The 22,751-nt window shown below is 71.7% G+C and carries 18 protein-coding genes; 1 reads left to right on the top strand and 17 read right to left on the bottom strand.

All coding sequences use genetic code 11. The features are described 5' to 3' along the window. Positions 1 to 23 precede the first annotated feature (23 nt). The 6 genes from ABZY20_RS30990 to ABZY20_RS30965 form a co-directional block, all read right to left on the bottom strand. Positions 24 to 1,655, bottom strand: coding sequence for a beta-N-acetylhexosaminidase (locus ABZY20_RS30990; RefSeq protein WP_356445783.1), 1,632 nt, complete (start codon positions 1,653 to 1,655; stop codon positions 24 to 26). Between the two features lies 1 nt (position 1,656). Next, entirely contained in the window at positions 1,657 to 2,502 is an 846-nt protein-coding gene (locus ABZY20_RS30985; protein WP_356445782.1) for a carbohydrate ABC transporter permease, read from the bottom strand. Further along, entirely contained in the window at positions 2,499 to 3,557 is a 1,059-nt protein-coding gene (locus ABZY20_RS30980; RefSeq protein ID WP_356445780.1) for a sugar ABC transporter permease, read from the bottom strand. Before ABZY20_RS30980 ends, ABZY20_RS30985 begins: the two co-directional genes overlap by 4 nt. Positions 3,558 to 3,562: 5 nt before the next feature. Continuing rightward, positions 3,563 to 4,861: an extracellular solute-binding protein gene (locus ABZY20_RS30975; RefSeq protein WP_356445778.1), complete on the bottom strand. Its 1,299-nt coding sequence runs from the start codon at positions 4,859 to 4,861 to the stop codon at positions 3,563 to 3,565. Between the two features lie 209 nt (positions 4,862 to 5,070). Then, positions 5,071 to 5,352 (bottom strand): DUF3039 domain-containing protein, encoded by a 282-nt coding sequence (locus ABZY20_RS30970; protein ID WP_073931595.1) that lies wholly within the window; start codon positions 5,350 to 5,352, stop codon positions 5,071 to 5,073. 29 nt (positions 5,353 to 5,381) lie between these two features. After that, the gene (locus tag ABZY20_RS30965) at positions 5,382 to 5,954 is read right to left on the bottom strand and encodes a YqgE/AlgH family protein (RefSeq protein WP_356445776.1); all 573 of its coding nucleotides are present in this window, start codon (positions 5,952 to 5,954) and stop codon (positions 5,382 to 5,384) included. Positions 5,955 to 6,209: 255 nt separating this feature from the next. Between ABZY20_RS30965 and murA the strand changes: the two genes are divergently transcribed. Continuing rightward, the gene (murA, locus tag ABZY20_RS30960) at positions 6,210 to 7,550 is read left to right on the top strand and encodes a UDP-N-acetylglucosamine 1-carboxyvinyltransferase (protein WP_356445774.1); all 1,341 of its coding nucleotides are present in this window, start codon (positions 6,210 to 6,212) and stop codon (positions 7,548 to 7,550) included. A gap of 113 nt (positions 7,551 to 7,663) precedes the next feature. Here the strand turns inward: murA and ABZY20_RS30955 are convergent, their stop codons facing one another. The 11 genes from ABZY20_RS30955 to ABZY20_RS30905 all read right to left on the bottom strand — a co-directional run bounded on the left by ABZY20_RS30955 (position 7,664) and on the right by ABZY20_RS30905 (position 22,619). Continuing rightward, positions 7,664 to 7,945, bottom strand: coding sequence for an HU family DNA-binding protein (locus ABZY20_RS30955; protein WP_003990598.1), 282 nt, complete (start codon positions 7,943 to 7,945; stop codon positions 7,664 to 7,666). Between the two features lie 344 nt (positions 7,946 to 8,289). Next, positions 8,290 to 9,723: an NAD-dependent malic enzyme gene (locus ABZY20_RS30950; RefSeq protein WP_356445772.1), complete on the bottom strand. Its 1,434-nt coding sequence runs from the start codon at positions 9,721 to 9,723 to the stop codon at positions 8,290 to 8,292. A gap of 332 nt (positions 9,724 to 10,055) precedes the next feature. Continuing rightward, positions 10,056 to 12,341, bottom strand: coding sequence for a UvrD-helicase domain-containing protein (locus ABZY20_RS30945; RefSeq protein WP_356445770.1), 2,286 nt, complete (start codon positions 12,339 to 12,341; stop codon positions 10,056 to 10,058). A 60-nt stretch (positions 12,342 to 12,401) separates the two neighbouring features. After that, entirely contained in the window at positions 12,402 to 13,235 is an 834-nt protein-coding gene (locus ABZY20_RS30940; RefSeq protein WP_356445768.1) for a zf-HC2 domain-containing protein, read from the bottom strand. Then, positions 13,235 to 13,756, bottom strand: coding sequence for a sigma-70 family RNA polymerase sigma factor (locus tag ABZY20_RS30935; RefSeq protein WP_010039908.1), 522 nt, complete (start codon positions 13,754 to 13,756; stop codon positions 13,235 to 13,237). The genes ABZY20_RS30940 and ABZY20_RS30935 overlap by 1 nt, the downstream gene beginning before the upstream one ends. 352 nt (positions 13,757 to 14,108) lie before the next feature. Then, positions 14,109 to 14,702, bottom strand: coding sequence for an ABATE domain-containing protein (locus tag ABZY20_RS30930; protein ID WP_356445766.1), 594 nt, complete (start codon positions 14,700 to 14,702; stop codon positions 14,109 to 14,111). 679 nt (positions 14,703 to 15,381) lie between these two features. Next, positions 15,382 to 16,533 carry a uroporphyrinogen-III synthase gene (locus ABZY20_RS30925; RefSeq protein WP_356445764.1) on the bottom strand — a complete coding sequence of 384 codons (1,152 nt, stop codon included), beginning with the start codon at positions 16,531 to 16,533 and terminating at the stop codon, positions 15,382 to 15,384. Positions 16,534 to 16,650: 117 nt separating this feature from the next. Next, entirely contained in the window at positions 16,651 to 18,036 is a 1,386-nt protein-coding gene (locus ABZY20_RS30920; protein ID WP_356445762.1) for a nitrate/nitrite transporter, read from the bottom strand. Between the two features lie 157 nt (positions 18,037 to 18,193). Next, positions 18,194 to 19,198 (bottom strand): hypothetical protein, encoded by a 1,005-nt coding sequence (locus tag ABZY20_RS30915; RefSeq protein ID WP_356445761.1) that lies wholly within the window; start codon positions 19,196 to 19,198, stop codon positions 18,194 to 18,196. Between the two features lie 26 nt (positions 19,199 to 19,224). Then, positions 19,225 to 20,433, bottom strand: a complete 1,209-nt coding sequence (locus tag ABZY20_RS30910) for an acyltransferase (RefSeq protein ID WP_356445760.1) — start codon at positions 20,431 to 20,433, stop codon at positions 19,225 to 19,227. After that, entirely contained in the window at positions 20,430 to 22,619 is a 2,190-nt protein-coding gene (locus tag ABZY20_RS30905; RefSeq protein WP_356445758.1) for a bifunctional polysaccharide deacetylase/glycosyltransferase family 2 protein, read from the bottom strand. Before ABZY20_RS30905 ends, ABZY20_RS30910 begins: the two co-directional genes overlap by 4 nt. Between the last annotated feature and the right edge of the window lie 132 nt (positions 22,620 to 22,751).

Here is a 22,751-nt window from a genome sequence, read left to right as displayed (position 1 = left end):
GTTCGGTACCCGGGGGCCCGCCGTCACCGGTGCGGCGGCGGGCCGTCGAGGGGGCGGCCGAGCACCCCGGGGCGCCGCTGCCACGGCAGCGGTCCCGCGGGTGGCCGGTAGGCGACGCCCAGGGCGTCGAGCCGCCGGTAGTGGGCGGTCATCCGGCGCTCGAAGCCGGCGAAGTCCCGTTCGGCGGGGGCGGGCAGGGCGCTCCAGGCGACCTCGGCGAAGGCCGCGAGCCGGGGGAACGCCTGGTAGTCGACGCGCCCCTGGTCCTCCATCACCTCGGTCCACAGGTTGGCCTGGGTGCCGAGCACGTGCCGGGCCTCCTCGGGCGTCAGCTCCGGGGGAACGGGCTCGAACCGGTAGACGTCCTCCAGGGTGCGCACCCACCCGATCGGTACCGGCTCGTCGGGGCCCGGCGCCTGACGGTGGTCCAGGTACACCTGCTGCTCGGGGCACATGACGACGTCGTGCCCGGCCCGGGCGGCGGCGATCCCGCCCGCGTAGCCGCGCCAGGAGGACACCGCCGCGCCCTCGGCCAGGCCGCCCTCCAGGATCTCGTCCCAGCCGATCAGCCGGCGCCCGCGCGCGGTCAGCCACGCGTCGAAGTGCCCGACGAACCACGACTGCAGCGCGTCCTCGTCCGCGAGCCCGAGTTCCCGGATGCGCGCCTGGGCGGCCGGGGACCGCCGCCACTGGTCCTTCGGGCACTCGTCGCCACCGATGTGGACGAACCGTGAGGGGAACAGCTCCAGCACTTCCTCGAGGACGCCCTCGTAGAAGCGCAGGGTGGTGTCCGTGGGGGCGAGCACGTTGGGGTTGATTCCCCAGGTGTCCCAGACGGAGAGGGCGGAGGTGTCGACGACGTCGGAGTTGCCGAGTTCCGGGTACGCGGCGATGGCGGCCTGGGAGTGGCCGGGTACGTCGATTTCGGGGACGACGGTGATATGCCGCTCGGCGGCGTAGGCGACGATCTCCCGGATGTCGTCCTGGGTGTAGTGGCCGCCGTGCGGCTTCTCCTCCCACAGGGGCGAGGCGCGGTGGCCGGTTTTCGTGCGGGCCCGCCAGGAGCCGATCCCGGTCAGGCGGGGATGGCGTCGGATCTCGATGCGCCAGCCCTGGTCGTCCGTCAGGTGGAAGTGGAAGACGTTGAGTTTGTGCGCCGCCATCAGATCGAGGTACCGCAGAACGCCTTCCTTGGGCATGAAGTGCCGGGCGACGTCGAGCATGAGACCCCGCCAGCGGAATCGGGGCGCGTCGGTGACGGTGACGGCCGGTACTTCCCACACCCGCCCGGCGTGGAGCGGCGCGCGGCGAAAGGCGTCGGGGCCGAGGAGCTGACGAAAGGTCTGGGCGCCGTAGAACACCCCGGCCGGTCCCCCGCCCTCGATGAGGACGCGCTCGGCGTCCACCGTGAGGCGGTAGGCCTCGTCCCCTTCGAGGTCCGGCCGGATGCGCAGCCGGACGCGCCGGGCGTCACCGGCCGCCGGGTCCAGCGGCAGGCCGGTCGCCGCGCCCACGGCCGTCCGCAGCCACCGCGCGGTCCGCTCGGCGCCGGGGCCCGCCTCGACTCCGGTCGCGGCGTCGAGCGGGAAGCCCGGCCCGCCTGCGGTCTCGGCGCTCAGGGGGGCCGGAATCAGCTTCGGCGTCTCAGGGGTCACGTCAGTCCTTCACCGCTCCGCCCAGTCCGGAGACCAGGCGCCGCTGTACGAGTACGAAGAAGACCAGGACGGGAATCGTCATCACCGTGGACGCGGCCACGACGCCGCCCCAGTCCGGGTCGTCGGGCTTGTAGAAGACCAGCAGGGCCATCGGCAGGGTCGACTGCGAGGTGTCGCTGATGATGAACGACTTGGCGAAGAGGAAGTCGTTCCAGGCGGAGATGAACGAGAACACGCTGGTGGCCACGAGCCCCGGCAGGACGAGCGGGAAAAGGATCTGCCAGAGGAATCTCGCCCGGCTCGCCCCGTCGATGTACGCGGCTTCCTCCAGTGCCTCCGGAACGGCTTTCACGAACCCCCGCAGCATCCAGATCGCGAAGGGCAGCGAGAAGGCGATGTGGGGCAGGATCAGCGAACCCAGGGTGTTCAGCTGGCCGAAGTCCCGCATGAGGAAGAACAGCGGGATCGTGAGGGCTTCCACGGGCACCATCTGGGCCACCAGAAACATGATCAGCAACGTTGTGCGGAGGCGGAAGCGGAATCGCGTCACGGCGGTCGCGGCGAGAAACGCGATCAGCGCGGAGGCGATCACGACACCGCTCGCGACGAGCAGGCTGTTGAGGAAGTAACGGCCGAATTCCCTTTGCCCGAAGACCCGTTGGAAGGAATCCAGGGAGGGCGCGAGGGTCCACGGCCGCGGCTGGCTCGACTCGATCTCCCCGGCCGGTTTGAAGGCGCTGAGCACCATCCAGTACAGGGGGAAGGCGACGACGGCCGCGATCAGCAGGGCGGAGGCCTCGGCGGCCAGGCGCCCCGGGCGGCGCACACGGACGCGCGGAAGATTCACAGTTCCTCCCCCTGCCTGCGCAGCAGCCGCAGGTAGACCAGCGTGACGGCGAGCAGGATCAGCAGTGTCACGACGCCGATCGCGGAGCCGAGGCCGTACTGCGAGGACGCGAAGGCCTGCTGGTAGGCGTAGACGTTGAGGACCAGGTTCTGGCCGGCGATGCCGCCGCCGTTCGTCATGACGTAGATCTGGGTGAAGACCTTGAAGTCCCAGATGACCGACTGGATGGTGACGACGACCAGGATCGGCCGGAGCATCGGGGCGAGCACCGACCGCCAGATCCGCCACTGCGAGGCGCCGTCGAGGGCGGCGGCCTCCAGCACCTCGGCCGGTACGGCGCGGATGCCCGCGTACACCGTCACCATGACGAACGGGAAGGAGCACCACACCACTTCCAGCAGGACGAGGAAGAAGGCGCTGATCCGGCCGTACGTCCAGGCGTGGTCGCCGAGGCCCAGGATCCGGTTGACCGGGCCGAAGTCCGGGTCGAACAGGAACAGCCACACCGTGGAGCCCGTCACGGCCGGGGTCGCCCAGGCGCCCAGGGCCGCCAGCATCAGCGCGAGCCGCGGTACGGCCCGCACCCGCGTGAGCAGCACGGCGAGGGCGCAGCCGGCCGCGAGGGTGGAGACCACGCAGGCCGCCGCGAACAGCACGGTGGCCAGCAGCACCTGCCAGAACTCCGGATCCCCGAACAGCCGGGCGTAGTTGCCGAATCCCTCGAAGGTGGCCGGCTCGCCGCCGCTGACCTGCGCCTGGGTGTACCGGAAGAGCGAGATCAGGCCGAGCTGGTAGATGGGGTAGACGAGCAGCCCGCCGAGGACGACGAGCGCGGGCGCGAGATACAGCCAGGGCGTCCAGCCGCCCGAGGTGCGCCCGGTCCGGCCCGCGCCGCCGCCGCGCGGTGCGGGCCGCCGGGCGCGGGGGCCGGGCGCGGGGCCCTTCCCGCGCGCGGCGGGCGAACGCGGCAGGCCCGTCGCCGGGCCGCCCGCGGGGGCGGCCACGGCGGGCGCGCCGGCCGGGTCGGCCCCGGCCGTCCCGGTGCGGTGATCCATCCGGCTCACCCGGCGGAGCCGAACGCGCTGTCCATCTTCCGCGCGGCGGCCTCCGAGGCGCCGGCCACGTCCTTCTTGCCGGCGATGATCTCCTGGAACATCGTCGGCAGGACGAGCTGGGAGTCGATCTGCGCCCAGGCGGGGGACGCGGGCACGAACGCGGTGCCGGCGGACAGGGTCCGGACGAAGGGCTTGACGAACGGCTCCTCGGCCGCGGCCTGCCGGCGCACGTCCGTGAAGGTCGGCAGGAAGCCCATCGCGTCGAAGAGTTCGCCCTGCGTCTTCTTGGAGGCGAGCCGCTTCATCAGGTCGACGGCGAGCGTGCGGTGCGAGGTGCTCTTCAGGACGCCGATGTTGTTGCCGCCCGCGAAGGCGGGGGCGATCGAGCCGGACTTCACGCCCGGCAGCGGGACGACGGCGTACTTGCCCTTGACCTTCCCGGCCTCGACGGCGGCGTGGCTGAAGTCGCCGCCGATCGCCATGCCGGCCTTGCCCGCGGCGAACGCGGAGACCGTGTCGTTGCCGCCCATGCCCGCGCACTTCGCGGCCGGGCAGTTGTCGTCGCCGAACAGGGAGGTGTAGGCCTCGATGCCCTTCCGCGCCGCCGGGCTGTCGATGGCGGAGGTGTACGAACCGCCCTCGCGGTCCGCGAGTTCACCGCCGTGGGCCCATACGAACGGCAGCGCGCCGTAGGTGTAGGCGCCGCCGACCGCCAGCCCGTACAGGCCGGGCTTCGCGGCGCGTATCGTCCGGGCGGCCGAGGCCAGTTCGTCCATCGACTCCGGGGGCTTCAGGCCCAGTTCGCGGAAGACGTCCGTGCGGTAGTACAGGGCGCGGACGCCGACGTAGAAGGGCGCGCCGTAGACCTTGCCGTCGACCGTCACGGAGCGCCTGGCGGTCGGGTCGGTGTCCTTCGCCTCGCTCCAGTCGCCGAACGCGCCGGTGACGTCGAGGAGTCCGCCGTCCTTCACATGGCCGGCCGTGTCGGTGTTGCCGTACTCCATGACGTCCGGAGCGGAGGAGGGGTCGTTGAAGGCGGCCTTGACGCGCTGGGCGCGGGTCTCGACCGGGATGTACTCGACCTCCACCTCGGTGCCCGCGTGGGCCTTCTCGAAGCCGGCGACGACCGAGTCGACGACCTTCTCCTTGGGGGCGTTGCCGACCTCCTGGAAGAGCCACACGCGCAGCGTGCCGGACTTCTCGTCCTTGCCGGAGGAGGTGTCGCCTGAGCTTTGGGGCGCGCACGCGGTGGCCACCAGGGCGGCGAGCGCGGTGAGACCGGCGAGACGGACGGGCAGTTTCATGGAGCGCTCCTCCGAGTGTGTTGCAACATGCGCAATGAATGTTTCGCTGTGCACAACACCCCGGAGGCTAGGGACTCGGGGAACACGCCCACAAGAGGTCTCAACCACTCTGTGACCGGCGGACGCGCCCTGCGCAACGCCCGAACAGCACAAAAGCCCCCAGGGCGCGCGAAACGCACCCTGGAGGCCTTACGCCGGGCGGACCGGGCCTACTTGTCGCCCTTGCCCTTGTCGTCGCCGCCGGCACCCATGGACTCGTAGATCTCCTTGCACATGGGACACACGGGGTACTTCTTCGGGTCGCGGCCCGGAACCCAGACCTTGCCGCACAGCGCCACGACGGGGGTGCCGTCGAGGGCGCTCGCCATGATCTTGTCCTTCTGGACGTAATGGGCGAAGCGCTCGTGGTCACCGTCACCGTGGGAGGTCTGCGGCGTCGGCTCTACGAGGGTCCCCGTACCAGTCCCGCGCTCGGGCTCGAGAGTGCTCATAGGCCCAAGGGTACTGAAGCTCACACCCATCAGTTGAGCGAAGGGTCGTCCGGATACGTGGCCACCATCGCCAGCTCGCTGCGCTGGCGGCGCAGCACCTCGCGCCAGAGCCTCTCGGGGGCCGGCGAGGAGACGTCCCCGGGCTCCGACTCGACCACGTACCAGGCGCCGTCGACCAGCTCGTCCTCCAGCTGGCCCGGGCCCCAGCCGGCGTACCCGGCGAAGATCCGCAGCGAGCCGAGGGCGGAGGCCAGCAGCTCGGGCGGGGCCTCCAGGTCGACCAGGCCGATCGCGCCGTGCACCCGGCGCCAGCCCAGCGGCGCCGCCTCCCCGGTCGCGCCGCCGGGGACGACGGCGACACCGAGGGCCGAGTCCAGCGACACCGGGCCGCCCTGGAAGACGACACCGGGCTCGACGGCCAGGTCGCCCCAGCCCTCCAGGATGTCCCCCACGTCCACCGGGGTGGGCCGGTTGAGGACGACACCGAGCGAGCCCTCCTCGTCGTGGTCGAGGAGCAGCACCACCGCGCGGTCGAAGTTCGGGTCCGCCAGGGCGGGCGTGGCCACGAGCAGCCGCCCTGTGAGCGAGGACACCTCGGTCATGCCAGACATGATCCCGCATCTTCCCTTTCCTTGGGGAGGCAATGGGGCAGGGGGGAGGGAACGCAGCTCAAGGCGACACTGATGCACCGCGGCGCGCACGGAAGCGGTCGTGACCCCCCGTGGCCGGGCCGGAACGGTTCGTGTTGTGACAGAGCTATGACGTGGCTGGGTCCGACGCGGGCTTACGGAAGGGGGGTGGAAGGCGATTACCCTTTCCCTCCTGGCCCCTGCCCGACTCCACGGAACGCGAGATTCATGACCGTCAACGACGATGTCCTGCTTGTCCACGGCGGAACCCCGCTGGAGGGCGAGATCCGTGTCCGCGGTGCGAAGAACCTCGTACCGAAGGCCATGGTCGCAGCGCTGCTGGGCAGCGCTCCGAGCCGGCTGCGCAATGTTCCGGACATCCGTGACGTGCGGGTCGTACGGGGCCTGTTGCAGCTGCACGGTGTGACGGTCCGTCCGGGTGACGAGCCCGGCGAACTGGTGATGGATCCGACGCGCGTGGAGAGCGCGAACGTCGCTGACATCGATGCCCACGCCGGTTCCAGCCGTATCCCGATCCTGTTCTGCGGCCCGCTGCTGCACCGTCTCGGCCACGCGTTCATCCCCGGCCTCGGCGGCTGCGACATCGGCGGCCGGCCCATCGACTTCCACTTCGAGGTGCTGCGGCAGTTCGGCGCGACCATCGAGAAGCGCGCGGACGGCCAGTACCTGGAGGCGCCCCGGCGGCTGCGCGGCACCAAGATCCAGCTGCCCTACCCGTCCGTCGGCGCGACCGAGCAGGTGCTGCTGACGGCCGTCCTCGCCGAGGGTGTCACCGAGCTCTCGAACGCGGCCGTCGAGCCGGAGATCGAGGACCTCATCTGCGTCCTGCAGAAGATGGGCGCCATCATCGCGATGGACACCGACCGCACGATCCGCGTCACCGGTGTGGACAAGCTCGGCGGCTACAACCACCGCGCCCTTCCGGACCGCCTGGAGGCCGCGTCCTGGGCGTCGGCGGCGCTGGCGACCGAGGGCGACATCTACGTCCGCGGGGCGCAGCAGCGCTCGATGATGACGTTCCTGAACACCTACCGGAAGGTGGGCGGTGCCTTCGAGATCGACGACGAGGGCATCCGCTTCTGGCACCCCGGGGGCCAGCTGAAGTCCATCGCGCTGGAGACGGACGTCCACCCGGGCTTCCAGACCGACTGGCAGCAGCCGCTGGTGGTCGCCCTGACCCAGGCCACGGGCCTGTCCATCATCCACGAGACGGTCTACGAGTCCCGCCTCGGCTTCACCTCCGCGCTGAACCAGATGGGCGCGCACATCCAGCTCTACCGCGAGTGCCTGGGCGGCTCGAACTGCCGCTTCGGCCAGCGCAACTTCCTGCACTCCGCGGTCGTCTCGGGCCCGACCAAGCTGCAGGGCGCGGACCTGGTCATCCCCGACCTGCGCGGTGGCTTCTCGTACCTCATCGCGGCGCTGGCGGCCCAGGGCACGTCCCGCGTCCACGGCATCGGTCTCATCAACCGCGGCTACGAGAACTTCATGGAGAAGCTCGTCGAGCTGGGCGCGAAGGTCGAGTTGCCGGGCAAGGCGCTCGGCTAGGAGTACCGCGCGCACGCGCAGTGACGTCAAAGGGGCGGCCACCCGGTTCGGGTGGCCGCCCCTTTGAGGTCTCTCACTGCGTGTCGTACACCGCCGGCGTACGAACGGCAGGGTTACTTGCCCTTGGCGGCTTCCTTGAGCTTCGAGCCCGCGGAGACCTTCACGCTGTACCCGGCGGGAATCTGGATGGGCTCGCCGGTCTGCGGGTTGCGGGCGGTGCGAGCGGCACGGTGGGTGCGCTCGAAGGTCAGGAAGCCGGGGATGGTGACCTTCTCGTCCCCCTTGGAGACGATGTCGCCGACGACGTCGGCGAACGCGGCCAGCACGGCGTCGGCGTCCTTGCGGGTCACCTCGGCGCGGTCGGCCAGCGCGGCCACCAGCTCACTGCGGTTCATGTTCTTACTCCCGTGTTCATCTTGCCGTTGAGGCGTCAGATCGAAGCCGATGCTGCCAGGGTCCTCGATGAGTCCCCGGACCCGGGTCCGTCGTCAGACCCTCGCGCCCAGGGAGGCATCCTGCCTCTACCTGCGGCGGGAAAGCCAATCCGGCACCCGCATGAGTCGTGAGAACACCCTGGGGGGGTCACACGTAAGAGGGCCTGAGCCTGGCCGCCACGATAGGGCTCCGCAGGTGGTGGGAGTCCTGCGACGCGCCGGTCTCCGGGCCGCGTGGGGATCCTCACAGTCCGGGGGCCGAGGCCCCCGGACCCCTCTTCCCCGGCCCGGACGTGCTCCCGGTCTCAGACCCGGGTGGCGCCGGCCGCCGCCGCGCCGACCGCCTTGGCCGCTTCCCGCACCGCCCCGGCGACCGCGCCCGCGACCTTGTCGTTGAAGACGCTCGGGACGATGTAGTTCGGGTTCAGCTCGTCCTCGGTCACCACGTCCGCCAGCGCCTTCGCGGCGGCCAGCATCATCTCCGTGTTGACCGTGCGGGACTGCGCGTCCAGCAGGCCGCGGAAGACGCCCGGGAAGACCAGCACGTTGTTGATCTGGTTCGGGAAGTCGGAACGGCCCGTGGCGACAACGGCCGCGGTCTGGCGGGCGATTGCCGGGTCCACCTCGGGATCCGGGTTCGCGAGCGCGAACACGATGGCGCCGTCGGCCATGGCGGCCACGTCATCGCCGTCGAGGACGTTCGGGGCGGAGACGCCGATGAAGACGTCCGCGCCGCGCACGGCCTCCTTCAGGGTGCCGGTGAGGCCCTCGGGGTTGGTGTTGTCGGCGATCCAGCGCAGCGCCGAGTCCGGGGCGGCGTCCACCAGGTCCTCGCGGCCGGCGTGCACCACGCCGTGGATGTCGGCGACGACGGCGTTCTTGACGCCCGCGGCGATCAGCAGTTTCAGGATGGCCGTACCGGCGGCGCCGGCGCCCGACATGACGACGCGGATGTTCTCGATGGCCCGGCCCGTCACGCGCAGCGCGTTGGTCAGGGCGGCGAGGACGACGATCGCGGTGCCGTGCTGGTCGTCGTGGAAGACGGGGATGTCGAGGGCCTCGCGCAGCCGGGCCTCGATCTCGAAGCAGCGGGGGGCGGAGATGTCCTCGAGGTTGATGCCGGCGAAGCCCGGGGCGATGGCCTTGACGATCTCGACGATCGCGTCCGTGTCCTGGGTGTCCAGGCAGATCGGCCAGGCGTCGATCCCGGCGAACCGCTTGAACAGGGCCGCCTTGCCCTCCATCACGGGCAGCGCGGCCTTCGGGCCGATGTTGCCCAGGCCCAGTACGGCCGAGCCGTCCGTCACGACCGCAACGGAGTTGCGCTTGATGGTCAGGCGGCGGGCGTCCTCGGGGTTCTCGGCGATGGCCATGCACACGCGGGCCACGCCGGGCGTGTAGACCATGGAGAGGTCGTCACGGTTGCGGATGGGGTGCTTGGACTGCATCTCGATCTTGCCGCCGAGGTGCATCAGGAACGTACGGTCCGAGACCTTGCCGAGCGTGACGCCCTCGATGCGGCGGAGCTCCTCGACGATCTCGTCCGCGTGCGCGGTGGACGAGGCCGCGATGGTCACGTCGATGCGGAGCTTCTCGTGACCGGACGCGGTGACGTCGAGGCCGGTCACCGAGCCTCCGGAGGACTCCACGGCGGTGGTGAGCTGCGAGACGGCGGTTCCGCTCGCGGGCACCTCCAGCCGGACCGTCATCGAGTAGGAGACGCTGGGCGCCGTTGCCATGGCCGACTTCCTCTGCTTTCACCTGACGCTGAGTTGTGCCGTCCGATCGTCGCACCTACCGCTGAGTAGCGGGTAGCCGCCCTCGATTGCGAACGTTTTGTTCGCGGAACCGCCCAGAAAGAAGAGACCCACGTCACGCGGACGTGGGTCTCTTCATGAAGCAGGTGGCACCGACCCGCCATGCTCGCCTCGCGGCAAGTGGTCGCTCGTAGCGACGAAGGTTGGGCCCGGGGGCTTGGATCGAGCCGGTGCCACGTCCAGGCTAACAAACGGATCCCGTAAGGCCATTCCCTCACCGGGAGTTCATTTCGCCGGTTGGTGGGTAACCCCGCTCAGTCCCTGAGCAGGTCCGGCACACCGGCCGCGTCGGGCACGTCCCGCTCGGCCGAGACGACGGTGAGCTGCTGGGTGGCCCGGGTCAGCGCGACGTAGAGCACCCGCAGGCCGGCCGGGGACTCGTCGGCGATCTCCGCCGGGGAGACCACGACCGTCGCGTCGTACTCCAGGCCCTTGGCCTCCAGGCTGCCGAGTGCCACGACCCGGTCGCCGAGCCCGGCGAGCCAGCGCCGGGCCTCCTCGCGGCGCTGCATGGCGACGACCACGCCGACCGTGCCGTCGACCCGCTCCAGCAGCCGGGCGGCCTCCGCGCGGACGGTGTCGCCGAGCGTGTCCTCCACGACCGTGAAACGCGGCACGACCCCCGTGGAGCGGACCGCCCTCGGGGAGGTGGAGCCGGGCATCGCCAGGGCCAGGACCTTCGCGGCGAGGTCGGCGATCTCGGCCGGGTTGCGGTAGTTCACGGTCAGCTCGAAGCGGCGGCGGGGCCGGCTGCCGAGCGCCTCGTCGCGTGCCTGGGCTGCCTCGTCCGGGTCGGACCAGGAGGACTGGGCCGGGTCGCCGACCACCGTCCAGGTGGCGTGCCGGCCGCGGCGGCCGACCATGCGCCACTGCATGGGGGTGAGGTCCTGGGCCTCGTCGACGATGACGTGCGCGTACTCGGTGCGCTCCTGCGCCAGGCGCTCGGCCCGCTCGCGCTGGGACTCCTCGCGCACCGGCATCAGCTCCTCCAGGCCGGTGAGCTGGTCCAGCGGGTCGAGCTCGCGCCTCCTGCGGGGGCGGGCCGGGGCGCCGAGGATCGCCTGGAGCTCGTCGAGCAGCGCGATGTCGTGCACGGAGCGGCCGTCCCGCTTGAGGGAGCGGGCGACCTTGCGGATCTCGCCGGGGTTGAGGATCCGCCGGGCCCAGCGGCCCAGGCGGCGCTCGTCGGACATGGCGTCCAGGACGGCCGCCGGGGTCAGCTCCGGCCACCAGGCGTCGAGGAAGGCGAGGAAGGCGTCCTCGGAGGTGATGTCCTCGTCGAAGGAGGAGCGCAGCTCGGCGGCGAGTTCCGGGTCGGTGTGCCGGCCTGCCGCGCCGGAGCGCTCCCACAGGGCGTCCAGGAGCAGCTTGCGGGCGCGGGGGCGCAGCAGGTTCACGGGGGCGGTGCCGCCGAGGGCGGCGCGGCGGATGCCGTCCAGCTCCCCGGCCTGAAGCTCCAGGCGGCGGCCGAAGGCGACCACGCGCAGCCGGGTCGGCGCCTCGCTCCGTTCCAGGGCGCCGCGCGCGGCCTTCCGCAGCACCTTGAGCATGCGGTACGACCCCTTGGCCCGGGCCACCGACGGCGCGTCGTAGACGGTGGCCTCGCTGCCGTCGACCAGGGAACCGATCGCGCGGATGGCGACCTGGCCCTCCTCGCCGAGGGAGGGCAGCACGCCCTCGGTGTAGGCGACGAGCAGCGGGGTGGGCGAGACGATCAGGATGCCGCCCGCGTAGCGGCGCCGGTCCTGGTAGAGGAGGTAGGCCGCGCGGTGCAGGGCGACGGCGGTCTTGCCGGTGCCCGGGCCGCCCTCGACGTAGGTCACGGAGGCGGCGGGGGCGCGGATGACCAGGTCCTGCTCGGCCTGGATGGAGGCGACGATGTCGCGCATGGTGTGGCTGCGGGCCTGGCCGAGGGCGGCCATCAGGGCGCCGTCGCCGATGACGGGCAGCTCGCGGCCGTCGAGGAACGCCGTCAGCTCGGGACGCATCAGGTCGTCCTCGACGCCGAGCACCCTGCGGCCCTTGGAGCGGATGACGCGGCGGCGCACGACCCGGCCCGGGTCGACCGGGGTGGAGCGGTAGAAGGGGGCGGCGGCCGGGGCGCGCCAGTCGATCACCAGCGGGGCGTAGTCCGTGTCGAGGACGCCGATGCGGCCGATGTGCAGGGTCTCGGCGATGTCGGCGGTGTTGTCCGCGCGGACCGCTCCCTCGGCGGGCTCGACGGCGGTGTACGCGCCGTCGGGTCCCTTCTTGCCGTCCTTGCCGGACAGCAGGTCGATACGGCCGAAGAGGAAGTCCTCGAACTCGTTGTTGAGACGGTTGAGGTGGATGCCCGCCCGGAACACCTGGGCGTCGCGCTCGGCGAGCGCGCCGGGCGTGCCGACCTGGCCGCGCTGGGCCGCGTCGTTCATGAGGAACTCCGCCTCGTGGATCTTCTCCTCGAGGCGCCGGTACACCCGGTCCAGATGTTCCTGTTCGACGCTGATCTCTCTGTCTCTCAGGGAGTCGAGCGCGGTTCCCTGTTGAGCCTGAGCGGCCACCGGGCCCCCTTCTGACGTGCTGGGCAGCCGTCTACCGTACGCGAAGGGGACCCGGAAAGGCTACGCGTCGACCTCGACGAGCCGCTTGCCGTCGAAGGTGACGACCTCGAAGTGGTCGATCTCGTTCGGCTCGAAGGCGGCGCCGCCCTGGACGTACAGCGGCTCCTTGGCCTTGTCCGTCTTGGCGTCCGGGACGCCGTAGCCCCAGTTCGGGACGGACCAGGAGGAGAGCGTCTCCCGCTCGCCGTTCTTGCCGACCGCGACGAGGGCGCACTTCAGCGGGCCCTTGACGTTCTTCAGCTCCAGGACCGTGCCCGTGCCCCAGTCCTTCTTCTGCAGGGCGACGGTCGCGGAGACCTTGGTGGTCGGGTCCGTGGCGGAGATCTTGTCGGAGATGCCCTCGAAGGCCTCCTTGGCGGGGCTCGCCGCGAGCGGGCGGTTCTCCGCGCCGCCGCTGTCGCCGTCCGCGCCGTTCGTCGCGACCGCGACGAAGGGACCGCCGATGATCAGCGCACCGGCCGCGGCCACCATGTAGAAGCTGCGGCGGCGCTTCTGGGCGCGGCGGTCGGCGACCTCGTCGACCAGCTTCTCGACCAGGCGCGGCCGGGGCTTCGCGGACAGCGACTCGCCGATGGCGGGTGTGCTGCCGGAGCCGGGCAGGTCGGCGAGGGCGGCGAGCATCGGCTCCATGCCGGCCAGCTCGTCGAGCTGCTGGGCGCACCATTCGCAGGTGGCGAGGTGGGCTTCGAAGGCGGTCGCTTCGGCGTCGTCGAGGATGCCGAGGGCGTAGGCGCCGACGGTCTCGTGCTCGTTCGGCACCGGAGATCCCTGCATGGGACCAGACATACCCATGCCTCCCGTACCGAACCCTTGGTTACCCCCGTAAACACTCATCACGCCGTCACCCCCCGCTCCTCCAGTGCCAGCTTCATCGAACGCAGGGCGTAGAACACCCTGGAGCGGACCGTTCCGCTGGGTATGCCCAGGGTCTCGGCCGCCTCATTGACGGTACGCCCCTTGAAGTACGTCTCGACGAGCACCTCCCGGTGAGCGGGGGTCAGGTCGTCGAGTGCGTCCGACAGAGTCATCAGCCACAGCGCCTTGTCGATCTCGTCCTCCGCGGGGATGACCTCCAGCGGCGACGGGTCGACCTCCTGCGGCCGGGCCTGCCGGCTGCGGTGGCCGTCGATGACGATGCGCCGGGCGACCGTCACCAGCCAGGGGCGTACCGAACCGGTCGCCCGATTGAGCTGACCGGCGTTCTTCCAGGCACGGATGAGCGTCTCCTGGACGACGTCCTCGGCGCGCTGCCGGTCTCCGGCGACCAGGCGCAGGACGTACGCCAGCAGGGGGCCGGCGTGTTCACGGTAGAGCGCACGCATCAGCTCCTCGTCGGGTTCCGAGGGCTGGGACATGCGATGTCGGGCCCTCGGTGCACGTTCATTGGCCACGACGGAATCCTTGCGCACGCCCACCTCCGATGTCCGGGGGTTCCCCCAGTCGGTCGCTCGACATGCCGTACGGACGGGGGGCGTTGCGCGTTCAAAGAGAGGTGACACTTTTCTTCGGAGTGACGTGACGAGGGGGACATGGGTGCACATTCCCACCCCGCGATCTTTACATTTCCGCCACAACGGACCGATCACGCCAGGCTTTCCCTACGGGAGCGTAGGTAAACGACGTGTAATCGAAATCACTTCGACAGCGCGGACGCAGAACTGGCATATAGGACGGGGAAATTGAATGCAGGAACCACTCAATTCCGTTTTACGCGCGGGCGAGTGCCGCACGGCGGCGGTGCCGGGCGACGCGCTCGCGGTTTCCGCAGACCTCGCTGGAACACCAGCGCCTCCTGCGCCCCCGTGAGGTGTCGAGGTACACGATCCGGCAGTTGTCCCCCTCGCACTGGCGCAGGGCGGCGCGGGCGACGGGGTCGGTGAGCAGGTCGACGGCGTCCCGGGCGACGGCCCCGAGCAGGGCGGCGCAACCGGGCGGTCCGTCCAGCCTCCGCACCAGACCGCCGTCCTCGCCGCGGACGGCGCGCGGGGCCGGGGGCGCGGTGCGGGCCAGGTCGTTGACCCGCGCGAGGGCGACGTCGTACGTCGTCATGCCGCAGCCCGACCAGCCGCGCACCAACCGGTCGATCTGGCCGCGCAGTTCGCGGAAGGCAGCCGGCCAGGCGGCGTCGGCCCGGGTGAGGGCGGTGCCCGCCGGGACGAGTCCGGAGCCGGTGATCCAGGCCCGCAGCACCTCCACGGAGTCGAGCCGTTCCTCCGGGTGCGCGGTGGCGAGCAGATCCAGGCAGATCCGCCCGGCGTCGAACCGCAGCTCGTACGGGGCCGTGGCCGTACCCAGTGCCATGTGCCTGTCACCGCCTAGGGTTCCCCGCGGCCGGGCGGGGTTCGGTGCGACGCCAGTGAGAGGGCCGGGAAACCGTTCCCTCCTACAGTGCCTGCCCGCGGCTGCCCCGGAAACCCCTCGGTACGGGGCGGGACGCGATCCCGCCCCTGCCTTCCGAGGGCCTTCGGGGCCCCCGCCCTCCCCCGGGGTCGGCCAGCCGCTGCACGCGTCCGCGCACTTCGCCTCCGCCGGAGGGTGCAGGGCCGGGCGGGTGATCGCGCGTGACCACCGCCGGGGGCGGCACGGGCACGTTCGCGTACTTCGCCTCAGCCACCGGGTTCCAGGCCAGGCGACAGCCGCGATCGACCACCGTCAGGGGCGGCACGGGCCACGACCCGGCCCGGGCGGCGGGTCCGCGCCCGCGGGCGGCACGGGCCTGAACCCGCCGCGACCAGGACGGCATGGCCGCCGATCTCCCCCGAGGCCCGGCCCGCCGACCGCCTCACACCCCGCCTACCTCGCTTCCGCCGCCGGACCCGAAGCCCGGCGACAACCTCCTTCTGCCACCGTCCGGGGCGGCGCGGGCCACGACCCGATCCGGGCGGCGGGTCCGTGCCCGCGGGCGGCACGGGCCTGAAGTCGCCGCCGACCGAGACGGCATGGCCGCCGATCTTCACCGATGCCCGGCCCGCCGGTCGCCTCACGCGTCCGCGTACTTCGTCTCCGCCGCCGGGTCCAGGGCCAGGCGGTAGCCGCGTTTGACCACCGTCTGGATCAGCTTCGGGGTGCCCAGGGCCGTGCGCAGGCGGGCCATGGCCGTCTCCACGGCGTGCTCGTCACGGCCGGAACCCGGCAGGGCACGCAGCAGGTCGGCGCGGGCCACCACCCAGCCCGGGCGGCGGGACAGGGCCCGCAGGAGGGACATGCCGGCGGGCGGCACCGGCCTGAGGTCGCCGTCGACCAGGACGGCGTGACCGCGGATCTCGACCCGGTGCCCGGCGATCGGCAAAGCACGGGCCCGCGTGGGGAGTTCCTGGCACAGGAGCTGGACCAGGGGCCCGAGCCGGAAGCGTTCGGGCTGGACCGTGTCGATGCCGCGGGACTGCAGGGGCAGGGCCGTCACCGGGCCCACGCAGGCCGGGAGCACGTCGTGGCCGAGCGCGGCCAGGAGTTCGGGGAGCAGTCCGCGGTCCTCCGCCCGGGAGAGCAGGGAGGCCGCGGCCGGGGCGCTGGTGAAGGTGAGCGCGTCCAGGTTGCGGGAGACCGTCGCGTCCAGGAGGCGGTCGACCGGGGCGAGGTCCTCCGGCGGCATCCAGCGGTAGACCGGCACCCCGACGACCTCGGCCCCGCCCTCCCGCAGCGCCTCCACGAACCCGGGCAGCGGCTCGCCGTGCAGCTGGATGGCGATGCGCAGCCCGTCGACGCCCTCCTCCAGCAGCCGGTCGAGCACCTCCGCCATGGACTCCGACGACGGCGACCACTCCTCCGTCAGACCGGCGGCCCGGACCGCGCCCTTGACCTTCGGCCCGCGCGCCAGGATCCGCACGCCGCCCAGCCGCGCCAGCAGGTCGTCGCCGAGGCCCCAGCCGTCGGCGGCCTCCACCCAGCCCCGGAAGCCGATCGCGGTGGTGGCGACCACGATGTCCGGCACCTGCCGGATGAGCTCCTTCGTCGCGTCCAGCAGCTCGCTGTCGTCGGCGAGCGGCACGATCCGCAGGGCGGGGGCGTGCAGGACGACGGCACCGCGCCGCTGCAGCAGCGCCCCCAGCTCGTCGGCCCGGCGCGCGGCCGTCACACCCACGGTGAAACCCGCCAGGGGCCCGTGGTCCGGTCGCTGTTCTTCCTCGTACATGGCTGTCGTCCCGCACTCGAGTCGTCGTACTGCGTGGGTACGGCGTACCTACATGCCGATCGAGCCTGTCAACGGCTCGTGACAGGCCCGGATCGGCTGGATGTCGCTGGTGTTACGTCACACCTCGGCGTAGCTGAGCTGCGGCTTCGCCTCCGAGGTCGCCGACTCGGCGGGTACCCGGGGTGCCGTGCGGCGAAGGTATACGGCCCAGGTGATCACGAAGCAGACCGCGTAGAAGGCGAGGAAGGCGACGAACGCCCCGGTGCCCGAACCGTAGGAGAGGAAGGACTGGCGGAAGGCCAGGTTGATGCCGACGCCGCCGAGCGCGCCCACCGCGCCGATCAGCCCCATGGACGCCCCCGACAGCCGCCGCCCGTACGCCGCCGCCGCCTCGCCCGTGAGCCCCTTGGCCAGGGCCTTGTTCTGGAAGATGCCGGGGATCATCTTGAACGTCGAGCCGTTGCCGAGCCCGCTGAGCACGAACAGCACCACGAACGCCGCGGTGAACAGGGCCAGCGACTTCTCCATGGAGGCACCGATCAGGACGGCCGTCGCGACGCCCATCGCCACGTAGTTCCACAGGCTGATCTTCGCGCCGCCGTAGCGGTCGGCGAGCCGGCCGCCGAGCGGACGGATCAGCGAGCCGAGCAGCGGGCCGATGAAGGTGACGTACGCGGCCTCCAGCGGGGTGCGGCCGAACTGGTTCTGCAGGACCTGGCCGAAGGCGAAGCTGTAGCCGATGAAGGAGCCGAAGGTGCCGATGTAGAGGAGGGACATGATCCAGGTGTGGGCGTCCCGCGCGGCGTCCTTGGCGGCACCGGTGTCGTTCCTGACGTTCTCCAGGTTGTCCATGTAGAGCGCGGCCAGCGTGGCGGCCACGACGATCAGCGGGATGTAGACGCCGAGCAGCACGCGCGGACCGCCGCCGGCGCCGATGATCGCGAGCGCGGCCAGCTGGATCACCGGTACGCCGATGTTGCCGCCGCCCGCGTTCAGGCCGAGCGCCCAGCCCTTCTTCCGCAGCGGGAAGAAGGCGTTGATGTTCGTCATGGAGGAGGCGAAGTTGCCGCCGCCGATGCCGGCGAGCAGGCCCACGAGCAGGAACGTGGAGAACGAGGTGCCCGGCTCCATCACGGCGAACGCCGCCACGGTCGGGATCAGCAGCAGGGCGGCGGAGATGATGGTCCAGTTCCGCCCGCCGAAGAGCGCGACGGCGAAGGTGTAGGGGACCCGGACGACCGCGCCGACCAGCGTGACCATCGAGGTCAGCATGAACTTGTCGGCCGGGGTCAGCCCGTACTCGGGGCCCATGAAGAGCACGAGCACGGACCACAGGGTCCAGATCGAGAAGCCGATGTGCTCGGACAGGACGGAGAACCAGAGGTTGCGGCGGGCGACCTTCTCGCCGGTCTCCTTCCAGAACGTCTCGTTCTCCGGATCCCAGTGCCGGATCCAGCGTCCGCCCCTGCTCGGGGGTTCGGGTGCCGTGCCAGGGCCTGTCATGACGCCTCCACTTGCTCCGGGACTCGGTCGTTCTACGAGTGGCTGGTCCCGAAGGTAGGGAGGGCGCGTTTCCTGCCTGTGGCAGCGGGTGACCGCGAGGGAACGTTGCTCTCACCCCGCGCCGGAGCGGGATGAGAGGTCCCGGCGGGCGTCCGGGTCAGCGCTGAGGGGGCTGCCAGTTGGGATTCTGCTGGGGATAGGGCTGGTGGTGGGGGCCGGGAGGCTGAGCAGCGTAGGGGCCGGGGGCGGGCTGTCCGCCGTGGGGAGCGGGCGCGGGCTGGCCGCCGTACGGGCCCGGAGCCGGCTGACCGCCGTAGGGAGCGGGCGCGGGCTGTCCGCCGTAGGGAGCCGGTGCGGGCTGACCGCCATAAGGGGCCGGACTGCCGTGGGGAGCCGGGCTGCCGTAGGGAGCCGGTGCGGGCTGGGCCGCGTGCGGTGCGGGCTGGGCGTACGGGCCGGGCATGCCGCCGGGCTGGGCCGGGACGCCGTACGGGCCGGTCTGCCCCGGCCCGCCGGCCTGCGGTCCGCCGTACGGACCGCCCGCGAACGGGTTGCCCTGCCCCGGCAGCTGGGCCCCCGGCGGCAGGTAGCGCGTCCGCCCGTTCTCGTCCGAAACCGGTACGAAGCCGGCCGCCTGCAGCCGTCCGGCGAACTTGGCGTTGCGCTTGCGCGTGACCACCAGGCCGATGCCGAAGACCGCCATCAGCAGCAGCCACACCACCGCGGCCACCTCGAAGTCGCCGGAGTCGCCGCCCGCGCGGAAGGCCAGGACCACGCAGCCGATGGTGACGCCCAGGGCGCCGTAGCCCATGCGCTTCTCGGCGTTCTTGCCGGTGAGGTCGAAGTTGATCCTGGCCTTGAGGAGCTCGAACGCGTCGGGCACGAGCGGCGGCAGGGAGACGCCGTCGGCGGCACCCGGGTACTGGGCCCAGTTCTGCGCGGCCCGCGCCCGGGCCTGCGGACCGGGGTCGGGCAGGAGCAGCATGGTGAGGGCGCCGTTGCGGCCGCTGCTCTGCCGGACGTCGGCGTACTCGTAGCCGAACTGCTGGGCGATGCAGGCCAGTCGGGCGAGTTTCTTCACGGACGCCATCGGGCTGGTGAGCTCCACGGGTTCACCGCTCGCCATCAGCCGCAGCATCTTCTGCGTCTGCCGTCTGCTCATCCCCACCGCTCCCCTGGCCACCCTGTTCACAAGCGCAACTCGGGCAGTTTTCCACACGGGTCGGGCCCCGCGGAACGGGACCCCGTCGGCCACAGCCGGGGCCGCTGCCGCGCCGCCAGGTCCTCCGCCCAGCCGAACGCCAGCACGCAGGCGCCGATCAGCACCCACACCAGGACCAGGACCGGCCAGACGCTCTCCAGCAGCCACGGGACGTGTCGCTCCAGCACGGTGACGCTCCACAGCCGGTCCCACAGGGTCGCGGCGACCAGGATGCAGACGTTGTGCCAGAGGTAGATCGTCACGGCGCGCGAGTTGAGCAGGGTGATCGCCCCCGACCAGCGGCGCAGCCGGCGCGGCCACTCCGACCAGGAGGGGCTGACGTGCAGCAGCAACAGCACCGTGCCGAAGGACCACAGGGCCTGCGCCAGGGGCATGCTGTCCAGGTCGTTGCCGGGTCCGAAGCCGTGGTGCAGGGCGTACCAGAGGCCGGCCAGCGCGATGGCGGGCGCCACGGACGGGACGAGGTAGCGCGGCAGCCTGCGCAGGACGCCCTCCTGGTGGGCCATGCCGATGATCCAGCAGGCGCCGAAGGTGGAGAAGTCGGTGAGCGCGGAGGGGAGCCGCTCGCCGGGCAGGGTGAGCCAGCCCTGCTCGAAGGCGACCGCCAGGGCGACGGGCGCCAGGATCGTGACGGCGGGCCGGGCGCGCAGGGCCTTGAGGATCAGCGGGGAGAGCAGGACGTACCAGAGGTAGGCGCGGAGGTACCAGAGCGGGCCGGCGAGTTCGGCGGCCCAGTTCTCGCCGACGAAGCCGTGGATGCCGGGCAGTCCCTCGGCGTACGGCGGGTCGCTGAGCGGGACGATCCAGAAGGCGAGGTGGAGCCACCACCAGCCGGGGTGCCCCTCGGCGTCCGGCCCCCAGCCCTGCAGGACCATGCCGGTGACGCCGACGGCGCCCAGCAGCCACAGCGGGGGCAGCAGCCGCCGCATCCGGCCCCGGATCACCCGCACGGCGGGCCGCTTGAGCGAGCGGGCCATGAGGTTGCCGGCGAGCGCGAACATCACACCCATCGACGGGAACACCAGCGGCAGCCAGGCCCAGCCCGTCAGGTGGTACAGCACCACGCGGAACAGCGCGAGGGCGCGCAGCAGGTCGAAGTAGCGATCGCGTCCGGGCCTGCGCGCCGCGGTCTGCTCCTGCGGCGCGGTCTCGGCGGTGACGGGAGCGGTGGTCATCCGACCGGCCTTTCGTCCATCTGCTGCTGGGGCGTGCCCGATCCGCCGGGCAGGCCGACCGCGCCGGTGCGCCGCAGCTTCTGCCAGCGCAGCCGACCGCCGGTGAGGGCGGTGATCCAGGACTGGAGCAGGACGACGTACATGAGCTGGCGGTAGAGGATCTGCTGCAGCGGCAGCGAGATCAGGTGGGTCATGCGCTCCTTGTCCAGGTGGAACGCGTAGGCCGCGCAGACCGCCTGCACCGCGAGGACGCCCAGCCAGGCGCCGATGGTCTTCTCGGTCGGGCCGAACACCAGGCCGTACAGCAGGAACACGTCGATCAGCGGGGCCAGCAGCGGCGCGACCACCATGAACAGCGACACCAGCGGCAGCCCCACCCGCCCGAAGCGCCCGGAGTGCCCGCGCTCGACGAGGCTGCGGCGGTGCTTCCAGATCGCCTGCATGGTGCCGTACGACCAGCGGTAGCGCTGGGACCACAGCTGCTGGACGGACTCCGGCGCCTCGGTCCAGGCGACGGCCTTCTCGGCGTAGACCACGTGCCAGCCGTCGCGGTGCAGGGCCATGGTGATGTCGGTGTCCTCGGCGAGCGTGTCGTCGCTCATGCCGCCGACCCGCTCCAGGGCGCTGCGCCGGAACGCCCCGACCGCGCCGGGGATGGTGGGCATGCAGCGCAGCACGTCGTACATGCGGCGGTCGAGGTTGAAGCCCATCACGTACTCGATGTGCTGCCAGGCCCCGATGAGCGAGTCGCGGTTGCCGACCTTGGCGTTGCCGGCGACGGCGCCGACGCGCGGGTCGCCGAAGGGCTGCACCAGCTCGCGGACGGTGGTCGGTTCGAAGACGGTGTCGCCGTCCATCATCACGATCAGGTCGTGCCTGGCGTTGGCGATGCCGCGGTTGAGGGCGGCGGGCTTGCCGGCGTTGAGCTGGCGCACGACGCGTACGCCGGGCAGGCCGAGGTTCTCCACGATGCGCGCGGTGCCGTCGCTGGAGCCGTCGTCGATGACCAGCACCTCGATGGGGTGGTCGCTGGCGACGAGGGAGCGGACGGTCTGCTCGATGCACTTGGCCTCGTTGTAGGCGGGCACGAGCACGGACACCGGTTCCGTGACGGTCTCGCCCCAGCGGAAGTCGCGGCGGCGGACCCGGCGGGCGTGCGCGACGGAGAGGATCAGCATCAGCCCGAGCCGGGCGAAGACCAGGACGCCGACGACCGCGAGGCCCGCGACGAGCACGTCGGTCGTCTTCTCGGAGGCCTGCACCAGGAAGACCCACGCCTCGCCCTTCAGCGACTCCAGTCCGGCGACCGGGGTGTGCGCGCTGGGTGCCTGCAGGGCGCGGGTGAGGGTGTGGAAGCGGTACCCCTTGTCCTGCAGCCCCGAGATGTACCGGTCGAGCGCGGCCACCGTCTGGGAGCGGTCGCCGCCGGAGTCGTGCATCAGCACGATGGCGCCCTTGCGGCCCTTCGGCGTGGCGTTGCTGATGATCTTCTCGACGCCGGGCCGCCGCCAGTCCTCGCTGTCGGTGTCGTTGACGATGGTGATGTAGCCCTTGCTGCCGATGTACTCGGTGACCGGCCAGGAGTTGTTGTCCATGTTCCGGGCGTACGACGAGTAGGGCGGACGGAACAGCGAGGTGCGGATGCCGGCCGCACCGGCCAGCGCGAGCTGGTTCTGGGACAGCTCCCAGTCGACGCGGCTCTTGCTCTGCAGCGACAGGTCGGGGTGGTTGAAGGTGTGCAGCCCGATCTCGTGGCCCTCGTCGACCATGCGCTGGACGAGGTCCGGGTAGCGGGAGGCCATGGTGCCGGTGATGAAGAAGACGGCCTTGGCGTCGTGCTTCTTCAGCACGTCGAGGACCCTGGGCGTCCAGACGGGGTCCGGCCCGTCGTCGAAGGTGAGGACCAGCTCGCGGTCCGGGAGGTCCAGGCTGGCCGGCTTCCCGCTCCGGGTGTCGATGACGGGCCCGCCCTTCAGGATCTCCTCGGGCACCCGGTCGTTCGCCGCGGGCGGCCCCACGCGGTGGTCGGCGAGGATCTCGCTGTGCACGTACCCGCGCAGCATGAGCATCGCCGCCAGGGCGACGAGGACCAGCAGGGGCAGCAGCAGGCGCATGGGCAGGCGCCGGCGCCTTGAGCCGCCAGGGGCTCGGGACGCGGGCCCGGAACGGCGGATTCGGGATGCCATGGGTGGTGGTACTCCGGGTGGTGCGATCGGGGTGGTACGGGGACGGGTTGCGGCGGGGAGAAGGGCCGGCGGGCCGGGGCGTCCCGCCCGCCCGGGGTGGGGGCGGGCGCTTCGGCGTCCGGGGCTCGGAGC

Origin of the sequence: Streptomyces sp. NPDC006624 (genome assembly GCF_040611555.1) — a bacterium.
In the GTDB taxonomy this organism is placed as follows: Bacteria; Actinomycetota; Actinomycetes; order Streptomycetales; family Streptomycetaceae; genus Streptomyces.
The sequence above is the reverse complement of the archived record's forward strand: the minus strand, read 5'-3'. Positions and strand labels throughout refer to the sequence as shown.